This is a genomic window from Agromyces sp. P1_H4 (assembly GCF_056405255.1).
The window spans coordinates 1-13072 of sequence record NZ_JBFUCL010000168.1; the positions used below are offsets into that span (position 1 = coordinate 1).

Sequence of the window (13072 nt, forward strand, 5' to 3'; positions counted from 1 at the left end):
TCGCGCGGCCCGGCGGTGCCCCCGGCATCCGCTCGCGTCGGAGTCTACCGCCCGGCGACCGGCGCCGCCGATGCCGTAGCGTGGTGGGCGTCGCGGGGCCGCCCGCCGGGAAGGATCGATGACGATGTCGGATGCCGCAGCGACGAGCCACGGCGACGAGCGGGCGGTGCGCGTCGAACGCGACGGCCGCGTCGCCACCGTCGTCATCGACCGCCCGAAGTCGCTCAACGCCCTCTCCCCCGAGGTGCTCGGCGCGCTGGACCACGTGTTCGGCGGCCTGTCGGACGACCCGGGCGACCTCGCCGGAGTGCTGCTCGTCGGCGCGGGCGGGCGGGCGTTCGTCGCGGGCGCCGACATCCGGGCGCTGTCGCAGTCCACCCCGGCCGAGGGGGCGGAGACCGCGCGACTCGGTCATCGCGTGGCCGCCACGATCGAGGCGCTCCCCCTTCCGGTCATCGCCTGCGTCGACGGCTTCGCGCTGGGCGGCGGGCTCGAGCTCGCGCTGGCGTGCGACTTCATCTACGCGACGGATGCCTCGCGCTTCGGCCAGCCCGAGGTGAAGCTCGGCCTCATCCCGGGGTTCGGCGGCACCGTGCGGCTGCCGCGGGTGGTCGGGCCCGCACGCGCGCGCGAGCTGATCTACACCGGGCGCCAGATCGGCATCGAGGAGGCCATGGCCGCCGGGCTCGTCCTGCGGCGGTTCGAGGACCGCGAGACGCTCCTGGCCGGAGCACGGGAGACCGTGGAGCTCATGGCGACCGGCTCGGCGTCGGCGGTCGGCCTCGCCAAGCGCGTGCTCGTCGCGGCATCCGGCCGGGCCACCGACACCGCCACCGAACTCGAGATCGCGGGCTTCGAGGACGCGTTCCGCACCGGCGACAAGGCCGAGGGCGTGGCCGCCTTCCTCGAGAAGCGCGAGCCGCGGTTCACCGATGGCGCCGGCGCCGGCGCCACGCCCGCCTGACCGGGAGCGACCGACCCGGTTCGCGACCGGGCGGCCCTTCTCAGGCGATGTGGTCGTCGAGCCAGGCGAAGCCGTCGAAGCGAACGCCGTCGGCGCCGAACATCTCGAGGTGCATGTGCGGGCCGGTGGACTGGCCGGTCGTGCCGACGGCGCCGAGCTGCTGGCCCGCGCTCACGCGCTGRCCCTCGACGACCTGCAGGGAGCCGAACTGCATGTGCGCGTACGAGCTCGTGATGAGCTCGCCGTCGATGTTGTGCTGCACCTCGACGTTCACGCCGAGCCCGCCGCCGTTCTCGGTGGCCAGCACCACGACTCCGTCGGCGATCGACATCACGGGCGAACCGTTGCCCGGATTGAAGTCGACGCCGTCGTGGCTCGTCGAGCAGCCGGCGCAGGGCGCGTTCCGGGGGCCGAAGCCGTCCGAGCGCTTCTGCGGCGTCAGCACCGGCCAGACGACGAGGTCGGCCTTGATGATCGAGACGCTTCCGAGGCCCGCGACCTGCGAGAGGAGGGGCGGCGGAGCGGCCTCGACCGCGTAGCCCTCGACCGCCATGGGCTTCATCTCGGCCTCGTGCGCGACCTCGATGGTCTGCGGGGCGAGCGTGATCGAGTCCTCGACCGGAGCGTACACGGAGGCGCGCGGCTCGGCGTCGGTCGCGGTGATCGCGAGGGCCGGCACGCTCGTCGCGACGAGCATGCCCGAGGCGAACGTCATCGCGATCATCGAGAACGCGGGCCGCAGCGATCGGCTGCGAGGGGTGCGGTCAGGACTCGTGCGGGAGGCGCGGGGGCCGGCACCGAAGGTGCGGGCGCGGGAGGAGGCAGGGGGCTTCGGGGCGGCGCGGCGGCCGTGAGTAGGGGAATTCATGCAGGTGCGTTACGTATCCGGGTCAGAAGTCTCGAGGCAATCCTGGCTACCGTACGCACCGAATCTGGGAGATTCATCCGTTACCCGACCGTTACCTCCGTCGGTTCGGCATCCGCTTTCCGTTGCGGAGCGCGCAATGAACTGAGCGGATGCCCCGAGCTCGCGCTCGAGACATCCGCTCATCGGATGCTGAACCTGTGAATCAGCCCTGCTTCTTCAGGCGCGAGGTCGCACGGGCGCGCGCGGTCTGGTCGAGCTCGACCTTGCGGATGCGCACCTTCTCGGGCGTGACCTCGACGCACTCGTCCTCGCGGGCGAACTCGAGGCACTCCTCCAGCGTGAGCTGGCGCGACGGCGTCATCGACTCGAACGTGTCGGAGGTCGACTGACGCATGTTGGTCAGCTTCTTCTCCTTGGTGATGTTCACGTCCATGTCGTCGTTGCGCGAGTTCTCGCCGATGACCATGCCCTCGTAGACCTCTTCGGTCGGGTTCACGAAGAACGTCATGCGCTCCTGCAGGGCGATGATCGCGAACGGCGTGACGACGCCCGCGCGGTCGGCGACGATCGAGCCGTTGTTGCGCGTGACGATCTGACCGGCCCACTCGTCGTACCCGTGCGAGATCGCGTTCGCGATGCCCGTACCGCGTGTCGTCGTGAGGAACTCGGTACGGAACCCGATGAGGCCGCGGCTCGGCACGATGAACTCCATGCGCACCCAGCCCGTGCCGTGGTTCGACATGTTGTCCATGCGGCCCTTGCGCGAGGCCAGGAGCTGGGTGATCGCACCGAGGTACTCCTCGGGCGCGTCGATCGTGAGGTGCTCGTACGGCTCGTGCGTCTTGCCGTTCACCTGCCTGGTGACCACCTGGGGCTTGCCCACCGTGAGCTCGTAGCCCTCTCGTCGCATCTGCTCGACGAGGATCGCGAGCGCGAGCTCACCGCGGCCCTGCACCTCCCACGCGTCGGGACGGCCGATGTCGAGCACCTTGAGCGACACATTGCCGACGAGCTCGCGGTCGAGGCGGTCCTTGACCATGCGCGCCGTGAGCTTGTGGCCCTTCACCTTGCCGACGATCGGCGAGGTGTTCGTGCCGATGGTCATCGAGATCGCGGGGTCGTCGACGTGGATCGCGGGCAAGGGGCGCACGTCATCGGGATCGGCGAGCGTCTCGCCGATCGTGATGTCCTCGAAGCCCGCGACGGCGATGATGTCGCCGGGGCCGGCCTCCTCGGCGGGGAAGCGCTCGAGCGCCTTCGTCTTCAGGAGCTCGGTCACGCGCACGTTCGAGTGCGAGCCGTCGTGACGCACCCAGGCCACGGTCTGGCCCTTGCGGATGCGGCCGTTGAAGACGCGCAGCAGCGCGAGGCGGCCGAGGAACGGCGAGGCGTCGAGGTTCGTGACCCACGCCTGCAGCGGTGCCTCGTCGTCGTAGCTCGGCGCCGGGATGTGCTCGATGATCGCGCCRAAGAGCGGCTCGAGGTCGTCTTCGGCCGGGAGCGAGCCGTCGGCCGGACGGGTGAGCGACGCGCGACCGGCCTTGCCCGACGCGTAGACGACCGGCACGTCGAGCAGCGCGTCGACGTCGAGGTCGGGCACGTCGTCGACGAGGTCGCTCGCGAGTCCGAGCAGCAGGTCGTGGCTCTCCTCCTCGACCTCGGCGATACGAGCGTCGGGGCGGTCGGTCTTGTTCACGAGGAGGATGACCGGCAGCCGGGCCTCGAGCGCCTTGCGGAGCACGAACCGGGTCTGGGGCAGCGGACCCTCGGACGCGTCGACGAGGAGCACGACGCCGTCGACCATCGAGAGGCCGCGCTCGACCTCGCCGCCGAAGTCGGCGTGACCCGGGGTGTCGATCACGTTGATCGTCACGGGACCGTCGGGCGCGTGCACGCCCTCGTAGCTGATCGCCGTGTTCTTGGCGAGGATCGTGATGCCCTTCTCACGCTCGAGCTCGTTCGAGTCCATGGCGCGCTCGTCGACGTGGGCGTGGTCGGCGAACGAATGGGTCTGCTTGAGCATGGCGTCGACGAGCGTCGTCTTGCCGTGGTCGACGTGGGCGACGATCGCGACGTTGCGCAGGTCGTTGCGGGTGGCGTTGGCCATGGTTGGTCCTCAGTGATGCGTGTCGTCACGTGGCACCGACGCGGCCCTCGCGGGCGGCGCGGCGGCAGCGCGGAAGCGCTGGGTGTGAAGGTCTGTGGGATCGCGCGAAGCCGATTCCACGGCGCGCACCCGACAAGCCTACCGTGCGAGGCGCGGGTTCGGCTGGGAACGCCGAACGCCCGGCATCCGGGTGAGCGGATGCCGGGCGTTCGGATGGTGCTTCGGGCTACGCCCCGAGCTCGATGCCGGCCCCGGGGATCGCCGCGAGCAGGTCGCGGGTGTACTGCTCCTTGGGGTTGTCGAACACCTCGTCGGTGGTCGCCGACTCGACGATCCGGCCGCGCTGCATCACCGACACGTGGTCGGCGATGACGCGCACGACGGCCAGGTCGTGGGTGATGAACAGGTAGGTGAGCCCGAGCTCGGCCTGCAGGTCCGCGAGCAGGCGCAGGATCTGCGCCTGCACCAGCACGTCGAGGGCGGAGACCGCCTCGTCGAGCACGAGGATCTCGGGCTTCAGCGCGAGCGCCCGCGCGATCGCGATGCGCTGACGCTGGCCGCCCGAGAGCTCGTTCGGGTACCGGCTGACGAGCGCACTCGGCAGCGACACCTGGTCGAGCAGCTCGAGCACCCGAGCGCGGCGCGTGGCCTTCGTGCCGACCTTGTGCGTGTGCAGCGGCTCCGCGATCGTGTTGCCGATGTTCCGCAGTGGATTCAGCGAGCCGTACGGATCCTGGAACACCGGCTGCATCCGGCTGCGGAGGTTGAAGAGCTCCTTGCCGGTGACGCTCGCCAGGTCCTTCCCGCCGACCACGATCTTGCCGCTCGTCGCATTCTCGAGCTTGAGGAGCATCTTCGCGACCGTCGACTTGCCCGAACCGGACTCGCCGACGAGCGCCATCGTGGTGCCCTTCGGGATCTGGAACGACACGTTGTCGACCGCGGTGAACTCGCCCGAACCGCGGATCTTGAAGACCTTGGTGAGGTCCTCGACGACGATCGCGGGCGGGGCGGATGCCGCAGCCGCGAGCGCCTCGGCACGGGCCTCGGCCGTGGCGATGAGGTCGATCGTGTCGCCGGCCGCGTGCGCCGCATCGGACGCCATGGACGACTCCGCCGCGGCGATGCTGCCGCTGGCCTGGATGCGGCGCGAGGCGAGGCTCGGCGCCGCGGCGACCAGCCGCTGCGTGTACGGGTGCTGCGGGTTCTGCAGGATCTGCGCCGACGGGCCCGACTCGACGACCTTGCCCTTGTACATGACCACGAGCTGCTCGGCGCGCTCCGCGGCGAGGCCGAGGTCGTGCGTGATGAACAGCAGGGTCGTGCCGAGCTCGCGGGTGAGCGACTCGAGGTGGTCGAGGATGACGCGCTGCACGGTGACGTCGAGCGCCGAGGTTGGCTCGTCGGCGATGAGCAGCTGCGGGTCGGCAGCGAGTCCCATGCCGATGAGCACGCGCTGGCGCATGCCGCCCGAGAACTGGTGCGGGAACTGCTTCAGGCGCCGGTCGGCGTCCTGCAGGCCGGCCTGCTTCAGCACCTCGATGGCGCGCTGCTTGACCTCCTTGCGGCCGGTCGCGATGCCGTTGGCCTTGATGGCCTCCTCGACCTGGAAGCCGATCGACCACACGGGGTTGAGGTTCGACATCGGGTCCTGGGGCACGAAGCCGATCTTCCGACCGCGGATGCCCTCCATCTCCTTGGGCGAGGCCTTGGTGAGGTCCTGCCCGTCGAGGAGGATCTGGCCGCCCGACACGTGACCCGTGCCGGGGAGGAGGTTGATGATCGCGTGCGCGGTCGTGGACTTGCCGGAACCGGACTCCCCCACGATCGCGAGGCTCTGCCCGCGGTAGAGGGTGATGTTCACCCCGTCGACGGCCTTGACCAGGCCGTCCTGGGTGGTGAATCCGACCTGGAGGTCCTTGATCTCGAGGAGCGGGCGCTCCCCGACATCGACCGCGGTGCGCTGCTGCACGTTGCTTCCGTTCACGATCTCGGTCATCGCTGGGCCCTCGCCTTCGGGTCGAGCGCGTCACGGATGACCTCGCCCAGCATGATGAAGCTCAGCACGGTGATCGACAGCGCGACCGACGGCAGGATCAGCACCTGCGGCGCCGTGCGGAGGTCGGTCTGGGCGGCGCTGATGTCATTGCCCCAGGACATGGTGCTCGAGGGCAGGCCGACGCCGAGGAACGACAGCGTCGCCTCGGCGACGATGGCCGCGGCGAGCGAGATCGTCGTGATGACGATGACCGGGGCGATCGAGTTGGGGAGCACGTGACGGACCAGGATCCGGAAGCGCGAGACGCCGAGCGCCGTCGCGGCCATCACGAAGTCGGCGTTCTTCACCCTGAGGATCTCCGCTCTCAGCACGCGGGCCGTCGCCGGCCACGCGAATATGCCGATGGCGAGTGAGATCACCCACACGTTCGCGTACTGCGAGAACACCGACATGATGACCACGGCCGCGAGGATGTAGGGGATCGAGAAGAAGATGTCGCCGAGGCGCGAGAGGACCGAATCGATCCAGCCGCCGTAGAAGCCCGCGAAGGCGCCGAAGACGATGCCGAGCACGAACACCAGCACGGTCACGATGATGCCCACCGACAGCGAGGTCGACGTGCCGTGGATGATGCGCGAGTAGATGTCGCAGCCCTGCTTGGTGAACCCGAGCGGGTGGCCGTCGGCGGGGCCGCCGTTGCTGTTGGACAGCTGGCAGTCGTTGTTCGGGGCGACCTGCGTGAACAGGCCCGGGAACAGGGCGACGACGACGACGAGCACGATGAGGACCGACGAGATCCAGAACATCGGGCGCTTGCGCACGTCGTTCCACGCGTCGATCCAGAGGTTGGTGGGCTTGCCCTCCGTCTTGACCTTGTCGATCGCGACGAGCGGGGTCTCCTCAAGCGGAGCGACGAAGTGCTGCTGGTCTGGTCTGGTGATGTTACTTGGCATAGCGGATCCTCGGGTCGAGAACGGCGTACAGCAGATCCACCAGCAGGTTCACCACGAGGTAGATCAGCACCATGACGGTCACGAAGGAGACGACGGTGGGTCCCTCTCCGCGGATGATCGCCTGGTAGAGGGTGCGGCCGACGCCGGGCACGTTGAAGATGCCCTCGGTGACCGTCGCGCCGACCATCAGCACGCCGAAGTCGACGGCGAGATAGGTGACGACGGGGATGAGCGAGTTGCGCAGGATGTGCACGGGGACGATCCGGCTGCGGGACAGGCCCTTGCTCGCGGCGGTGCGAACGAAGTCCTGCGTGCCCGTGTCGATGACTGACGCCCTCGTCAGTCGAGTGATCTGGGCGAAGCTGATGGTCGCCAGCACCAGCGCCGGCAATATCAGGTCTTGCGTTGGAGCACCCGGACCGACCGTGGTGCGGAACCACCCCAACTGGATGCCGAAGATGTACTGCGCCACGAAGGCGACCACGAAGATCGGGAGCGAGATGAGGATGAGGCTCACCACCAGCGCGCTCGCGTCGAAGATGCCGCCCTTGCGGAGGCCGGAGATGAGGCCGACCGAGATGCCGAAGACCATCTCGAAGAAGACGGCGATGACGGCGAGGCGGAGCGTGACCGGGAACGTCGTCGCGAGGATCTCGGAGACGGGCTGACCCGAGAACGAGGTGCCGAGATCGCCGCGGAAGATGTTGCCGAGGAAGATCAGGTACTGGACGATGAACGGCTGGTCCAGGTGGTAGCGCTCGCGCAGCTGCTCGAGCACCTGCGGCGGCGGCGTCTTGTCGCCGAACAGGGCGACGATCGGGTCTCCGGGCATTGCGAAGACCATGTAGTAGATCAGGAAGGTGGTGCCGAGCAGGACAGGGATCGCCTGAAGCAGTCGGCGCACGATGTAGCCGGCCATGGATCAGGCCCCGCTGTTCGTGATTGTTGACATGTTGAAGAAACCTCACCGTTTGCGAGTCGTCCACTCGATGGTACGCCGATCGGGGCGGCATCGGGGATACGTGGGAGTGGGGCGGCAGCCGAATGGCGGCACCGAGTTCCAGCCGAACTCGACGTCGTCGACCGACTCGCTCCACGCGCCGTTGACCGTGGAGTACCACAGCGGGATCGCGGGGAGGTCCTTGAAGAGGATCTCCTGCGCCTGCTGGAACTTCTCGTTCGCGGCGTCGAGGTCGGTGAGCGCGAGGCCCTCCTTGAGCAGGGCGTCGAACTCGGGGTTCGAGTAGTCACCGTCGTTCGAGCCGGCACCCGTCGCGTAGATCGGGCCGAGGAAGTTGAACAGGGCCGGGTAGTCGGCCTGCCAACCGGTGCGGAAGCCGGTCTGGATGGTGCGGTCGGTGATCGCGGTGCGGACCTCGGCGAAGGTCGGGTACGGAGCGCCCGACGCGTCGATGCCGAGGTTGTTCTTCAGCTGGTTCGCCACAGCGTCGACCCAGGCCTGGTGGCCGCCGTCAGCGTTGTAGGCGATCTGGAAGGTGCCGTCCCACGGGGCGATCGCGTCGGCCTCGGCCCACAGCTTCTTCGCCTCGTCGGCGTCGAAGTCGAGCACCTCGGAACCGGGGATGTCCTCGGAGTAGCCGTCGATGACCGGCGAGGTGAAGTCGTGCGCCGGGGTGCGGGTGCCGGAGAAGATCACGTCGGTGATCTCCTCGCGGTCGATCGCCTTCGAGATGGCGGCGCGACGGAGCTTGCCCTCCTCGCCACCGAAGTGGGCGAGACGGTCGGGGACGGTGAACGACTGGAAGATCGCCGCGGCCTGCGTGACCGAGCGGTCGCCGAACTCGTCCTGGAAGGTCGACAGCGCGCCGTCGGGGATGGCGTCGAGCACGTCGAGGTTGCCGCCCTGGAGGTCGGCGTAGGCCGCTTCCTGCGTGGCGTAGAAGACGATGTCGAGCCCGCCGTTGGCCGGCTTGCGCGGGCCGTCGTAGTCGGGGTTCACGACGAGGTCGATCTTCTCGTTGTGCTTCCAGGCGCCTTCGCCGTCGAGCATGTAGGGGCCGTTGCCGACCGGGTTCTCACCGAAGGCTTCCATGTCCTCGAAGGCCGACTCGGGCAGCGGGTAGAACGCCGAGTAGCCGAGGCGCAGCGGGAAGTCCGACTCGGGCTGCTTGAGCTTGACCGTGAAGGTCGTGTCGTCGACGACCTCGAGGCCCGTGAGCTCCGAGTCCTCGTCGTAGCTGAAGCCCTCGATCGACTCGAAGAAGTAGCTCGAGAGCTGCTCGTTCGAGAGGAGTGCGCCGTAGTTCCAGGCGTCGACGAACGAGTTGGCCGTGACCGGCTCGCCGTTCGAGAACTTCTGGTCGGCCTTGAGCTTGATGGTGTAGTTCTGCGCGTCGTCGGTCTCGATCGACTCGGCGACGTCGTTGACGGGAGCGCCCTTGGCGTCGTAGTAGATCAGGCCCGCGAAGATCGCGTCGAGGATCTTGCCACCACCGGTCTCGTTGGTGTTCGTCGGGACCAGCGGGTTCTGGGGCTCAGAACCGTTCGTGGTGATGACGGCGCTGGTGTCGCCGGCGCCGGCCGACGACGAGGCGTCACCGCTGGTGCAGCCCGAGAGCGTGAGCGCTCCCGCGGCCGCAAGAGCAATGGCGACAACGCCAAATCTCTTGATCTTCAATGTTCCTCCTGGTGAGATGTGCGTCGACAGCACGACTTCTGGTCGCACTGGAGCGCTAGTAGATCGAGACTATGAAGCGGCTTGCACGGAAGCAAACCCAGAGGGAAACCGTTACCGACGCGCAATGTAGCGGGTGACACGAAGCCGTAAAACCGCGTGAGGGCGCATGATTCTTGCGTGCACGAGGCGCGTGCGAGGATTACCGCATGTCCACTGCATGGCGCCTGCGGATCGAGGTCGTGATCGTCCTCGGGCTCTCGCTCGGTGCGTCCGCCGTCTACTCGATCGTGTCGCTGATCGCGAAGCTCACCGAGGAGCGCGCACTCGGCGACCAGAGCGTCGCGCTCAATCCGTCGCGGTCCACGCGGGAGTGGCTCGACTTCACCTACCAGTTCCTCGACGTCTTCTTCGGGCTCTTCGCGGTGGCGCTCGTGCTCTACCTGCTGTGGCGGCCCGGCCGCAGCCCGTTCCGCCGCATCGGCCTCGACTTCACCCAGCCCGGCCGCGACGCGGCATCCGGCGTGCTGCTGGTGCTCGTGATCGGCGTGCCCGGGCTGGCGCTGTATGCGCTCGGGCGGGCGCTCGGCCTCACCGTCGCGGTGCAGGCGTCACCGGCCGACTGGCTCTGGTGGACGGTGCCCATCCTCGTGTTCCGCGCGCTCGAGGCGGCGCTGACCGAGGAGGTCATCGTCGTCGGCTACCTCTTCACGCGCTTCGCGGAGCTCGGCGTGGGACGGTGGGCGACCATCCTCTCGAGCGCGGTGCTGCGCGGGAGCTACCACCTCTACCAGGGCTTCGGCCCGTTCGTCGGCAACGTCGCGATGGGCATCGTGTTCGGCTGGTGCTACGCACGGTGGGGTCGCACGATGCCGCTCGTGATCGCGCACTGGATCATCGACATCGTGTCGTTCGTGGGCTATCCCCTTGCCGTCGGCTGGTGGCCGGGGCTCTTCGCCGCCGCCTGAGCCCTGACCGGCGCGTCGGTCGACGGATGCCGCGTGCGCGGCGCCTGCGGCACGTGCTCGCTGCGGGCGAGGGCGACGACGGTGGCCGGCATCGGGGGCAGCGTCTCCTCGGGGACCTCGACGCGGAGGTCGGAGTCGGTCGCCCGCACCCGGGCCATGTCGTGCCAGCTCTTCCGGCTGGGCGTGCACACGGCGCCGAAGCCCTMGTCGCCGAACACCGTGCCACTCGCGAAGTCGGTGATCGACTGCGCACGGCGGAGCGCGGCCGCCGTGCCCGGATCTCGGCGTTCGAGGAGCCCCGCGCGTTGCTCGAGCCCGAGACCGCGCCCGGCGAGGACCGACGTGCCGACGAACAGGCCGATGAAGCCGGCTGTGGCGAGCACTGCGAGGAGATCGGCGGAGACCATGCGCACCCCCTAGACGAGAGAACCTCAGTGTACTCCCGGGGTGCGACATCGGGACCGCCCGGATCCGGCGGATCCCGGCCGCCGGGAACATCGGTCCCGTCGCGGTCGATCGACGATCGCGCGGATGGGAACGGGACGATGAGCCTCGCACACGCGTTCGCCACGGCGGGCCTCGCCGCACGCCGCACCGATCGGCGCACCGCGACCACGGAGGCGGAGGTGCGGGAGGCCGAGCGGCGCGTGATCGAGCGCCGCACGGGCCTCGTCGCGGCATCCGCCGGCCGGACCTACGCGCAGCGCGGGCGTCACGCCGCACCGCGCCCCGCGTAGCCGCGACCACAGTACGGAGCGGCCGGCCGTCCGCCATGATCCGCGTCGCCCCGTCCGCGCACGAGGCGCGGCGGCGAACGGTCACCCGTCGCCGGGCTCCGCCGTGAGGAGCACGCGGGCGCTCTCGACGCCGCGGATCTCGAGCGACGAGATGTCCTCGACGTCGACCGCCGTGGCTGCCTGGAGCCGCGCGGTGGCGCCGGGCATCGCGCGCCAGCTCGACACCTGGGTGCGATTGCCGTCGCGGTCCACCACCACGAGGGCGTACGGCCATCCGCCCTCGGGCGCGTCCGCGGCATCCGACGCATCGGTCTCGTAGGTGCAGTCGAGGGCGATGCGCGTGCCCCACTCGACCGGGGTGAGCACCGCGGTCGCGGTCACCGGCACGTCGGCGACGGTGTCGAATGCGACCGTCTGCCCCCCGGGCGCGGGGCGGCTGAAGGCGAGCGGGACGAACAGCGCGGCGAGCACCACGACGGCCGCGGCCGCGACGGTCGCGAGGGCCCAGCTCCGGCGACGGCGACGGATGCCGCGGCGACGCGCTTCGAGCCGCACGGCGTCGAGCAGCTCGGGCTTCGGCGCGGCCGCTGGCGGCGCCTCGGCGTCGAGCAGTGCCGTGGCGCGCTCGGGCGTCAGTCGGGAGAGAAGACCGGGCATGGGTGCGAGCTCGGCGACCGACCGCAGGCATGCGTCGCACGACTCGAGGTGACCCTCGTACTCGCGGCGCTCGGCCGGCGACAGCGCGCCCAGCACGTACGCCGCATCCCAGTCGGCGTAGCGCTCGTGTTCGGCGTTCATCGCGTCACCCCCTTCTCCTGGAGCGCCAGGCGGAGCGCACGCAGCCCGTAGTGCAGCCGCGACTTCACCGTCCCCTCGGGGATCGAGAGCCGCCGCGCCACCTCGGCGATGCTGCATCCGCCGTAGTAGGCGTGCACGATGACCGCGCGGTGCTCGAGGTCGAGGCCCGCGAGCGCCTCCTCGACCAGCAGGCTCTCGAACAGCGCGTCGGTGCCGTCGCCGAGCCCGCGTTCGGGCGTCTCGGCGACGCCGATCTCATGCCGCCTCCGGGCGCTGCGCGCCTCATCGATCACGAGGTTGCGGGCGACGGTGAACATCCACGCCCGCGTCGAGGCGGGCTCCTGCGCGAGGATGCGCGGGCTCCGCCACGCGCGCAGCAGCGTCTCCTGCACGATGTCGTCGGCTCCGGCGGCGTCGCCCGTGAGGTGCACCACGTACCGCCAGATCGACGGCGCGTGGGCGTCGTAGAGCGCGACCAGCCTGCGGTCGTCCCCCAGCGGCATCCGTCACCTCCTGCCGTGACCACGAGACCGCGGCGGGTTCGGTTCACTCGCGCGGGCAGGTGACCGATGCTATGCGAAAGCCTCGACCGGCGGGCAGGCGCACACGAGGTTGCGGTCGCCGTAGGCCTGGTCGATGCGGCGCACCGGCGCCCAGTACTTGTTGCGCACGAGGGCGTGCACCGGGTACACCGCCTGCTCGCGCGTGTAGGGGTGCGTCCACTCCCCCGCGATGACCGACTCGGCCGTGTGCGGCGCGTTGCGGAGCGGGTTGTCCTCGACCGGCCACTCGCCGCGACCGACTGCGTCGGCCTCGGCCTTGATCGCGATCATCGCCTCGACGAAGCGGTCGAGCTCGGCGAGGTCCTCCGACTCCGTCGGCTCGACCATGAGGGTGCCCGCGACGGGGAACGACATGGTCGGCGCGTGGAAGCCGTAGTCGATGAGGCGCTTCGCGACGTCGTCGACGGTGACCCCGGTGGCCGCGGTGAGCGGACGCAGGTCGAGGATGCACTCGTGGGCGACGAGGTGGTTGTCGCCCGT

The 13072-nt window shown here is 69.6% G+C and carries 12 protein-coding genes and 1 pseudogene; 3 read left to right on the top strand and 10 right to left on the bottom strand.

The annotated features are described in order from the left end of the window. Positions 1-124: 124 nt before the first annotated feature. Entirely contained in the window at positions 125-964 is an 840-nt protein-coding gene (locus AC1DY2_RS11330) for an enoyl-CoA hydratase/isomerase family protein (protein WP_476762523.1), read from the top strand. A gap of 40 nt (positions 965-1004) precedes the next feature. Here the strand turns inward: AC1DY2_RS11330 and AC1DY2_RS11335 are convergent, their stop codons facing one another. The 6 genes from AC1DY2_RS11335 to AC1DY2_RS11360 all read right to left on the bottom strand — a co-directional run bounded on the left by AC1DY2_RS11335 (position 1005) and on the right by AC1DY2_RS11360 (position 9529). Next, the gene (locus tag AC1DY2_RS11335) at positions 1005-1679 is read right to left on the bottom strand and encodes a M23 family metallopeptidase (RefSeq protein ID WP_476762524.1); all 675 of its coding nucleotides are present in this window, start codon (positions 1677-1679) and stop codon (positions 1005-1007) included. Between the two features lie 355 nt (positions 1680-2034). Next, positions 2035-3939 (bottom strand): translational GTPase TypA, encoded by a 1905-nt coding sequence (gene typA / locus AC1DY2_RS11340; RefSeq protein ID WP_476762525.1) that lies wholly within the window; start codon positions 3937-3939, stop codon positions 2035-2037. A gap of 226 nt (positions 3940-4165) precedes the next feature. Then, entirely contained in the window at positions 4166-5938 is a 1773-nt protein-coding gene (locus tag AC1DY2_RS11345; protein ID WP_476762526.1) for a dipeptide ABC transporter ATP-binding protein, read from the bottom strand. Continuing rightward, positions 5935-6891: an ABC transporter permease gene (locus AC1DY2_RS11350; RefSeq protein WP_476762527.1), complete on the bottom strand. Its 957-nt coding sequence runs from the start codon at positions 6889-6891 to the stop codon at positions 5935-5937. The genes AC1DY2_RS11345 and AC1DY2_RS11350 overlap by 4 nt, the downstream gene beginning before the upstream one ends. Beyond that, positions 6881-7810, bottom strand: coding sequence for an ABC transporter permease (locus AC1DY2_RS11355; RefSeq protein WP_476762528.1), 930 nt, complete (start codon positions 7808-7810; stop codon positions 6881-6883). Before AC1DY2_RS11355 ends, AC1DY2_RS11350 begins: the two co-directional genes overlap by 11 nt. Before the next feature lie 45 nt (positions 7811-7855). Next, positions 7856-9529, bottom strand: coding sequence for a peptide ABC transporter substrate-binding protein (locus AC1DY2_RS11360; protein WP_476762529.1), 1674 nt, complete (start codon positions 9527-9529; stop codon positions 7856-7858). A 206-nt stretch (positions 9530-9735) separates the two neighbouring features. Between AC1DY2_RS11360 and AC1DY2_RS11365 the strand changes: the two genes are divergently transcribed. After that, positions 9736-10494, top strand: coding sequence for a CPBP family intramembrane glutamic endopeptidase (locus AC1DY2_RS11365; RefSeq protein ID WP_476762530.1), 759 nt, complete (start codon positions 9736-9738; stop codon positions 10492-10494). Here the strand turns inward: AC1DY2_RS11365 and AC1DY2_RS11370 are convergent. Then, positions 10446-10901 carry a hypothetical protein gene (locus AC1DY2_RS11370; protein WP_476762531.1) on the bottom strand — a complete coding sequence of 152 codons (456 nt, stop codon included), beginning with the start codon at positions 10899-10901 and terminating at the stop codon, positions 10446-10448. The two genes, AC1DY2_RS11365 and AC1DY2_RS11370, sit on opposite strands and share 49 nt — an antisense overlap. Positions 10902-11039: 138 nt before the next feature. Between AC1DY2_RS11370 and AC1DY2_RS11375 the strand changes: the two genes are divergently transcribed. Next, the gene (locus tag AC1DY2_RS11375; protein ID WP_476762532.1) at positions 11040-11231 is read left to right on the top strand and encodes a hypothetical protein; all 192 of its coding nucleotides are present in this window, start codon (positions 11040-11042) and stop codon (positions 11229-11231) included. Between the two features lie 81 nt (positions 11232-11312). Here the strand turns inward: AC1DY2_RS11375 and AC1DY2_RS11380 are convergent, their stop codons facing one another. From AC1DY2_RS11380 to AC1DY2_RS11390, 3 genes and pseudogenes are all read right to left on the bottom strand, one after another. Next, positions 11313-12029, bottom strand: coding sequence for an anti-sigma factor family protein (locus tag AC1DY2_RS11380; RefSeq protein WP_476762533.1), 717 nt, complete (start codon positions 12027-12029; stop codon positions 11313-11315). Continuing rightward, positions 12026-12532 carry a sigma-70 family RNA polymerase sigma factor gene (locus AC1DY2_RS11385; RefSeq protein ID WP_476762534.1) on the bottom strand — a complete coding sequence of 169 codons (507 nt, stop codon included), beginning with the start codon at positions 12530-12532 and terminating at the stop codon, positions 12026-12028. The genes AC1DY2_RS11380 and AC1DY2_RS11385 overlap by 4 nt, the downstream gene beginning before the upstream one ends. 69 nt (positions 12533-12601) lie before the next feature. Further along, positions 12602-13072: pseudogene (locus AC1DY2_RS11390) on the bottom strand (glycine dehydrogenase (aminomethyl-transferring)); the annotation flags it as partial.

Excerpts from the sequence above, each read along its gene's own strand:
- AC1DY2_RS11350 (WP_476762527.1), bottom strand. The coding sequence starts at position 6,891 with ATGCCAAGTAACATCACCAGACCAGACCAGCAGCACTTCGTCGCTCCG.
- AC1DY2_RS11375 (WP_476762532.1), top strand. The coding sequence starts at position 11,040 with ATGAGCCTCGCACACGCGTTCGCCACGGCGGGCCTCGCCGCACGCCGC.
- AC1DY2_RS11385 (WP_476762534.1), bottom strand. The coding sequence starts at position 12,532 with ATGCCGCTGGGGGACGACCGCAGGCTGGTCGCGCTCTACGACGCCCAC.
- AC1DY2_RS11355 (WP_476762528.1), bottom strand. The coding sequence starts at position 7,810 with ATGGCCGGCTACATCGTGCGCCGACTGCTTCAGGCGATCCCTGTCCTG.
- AC1DY2_RS11380 (WP_476762533.1), bottom strand. The coding sequence starts at position 12,029 with ATGAACGCCGAACACGAGCGCTACGCCGACTGGGATGCGGCGTACGTG.
- AC1DY2_RS11330 (WP_476762523.1), top strand. The coding sequence starts at position 125 with ATGTCGGATGCCGCAGCGACGAGCCACGGCGACGAGCGGGCGGTGCGC.
- AC1DY2_RS11345 (WP_476762526.1), bottom strand. The coding sequence starts at position 5,938 with ATGACCGAGATCGTGAACGGAAGCAACGTGCAGCAGCGCACCGCGGTC.
- AC1DY2_RS11365 (WP_476762530.1), top strand. The coding sequence starts at position 9,736 with ATGTCCACTGCATGGCGCCTGCGGATCGAGGTCGTGATCGTCCTCGGG.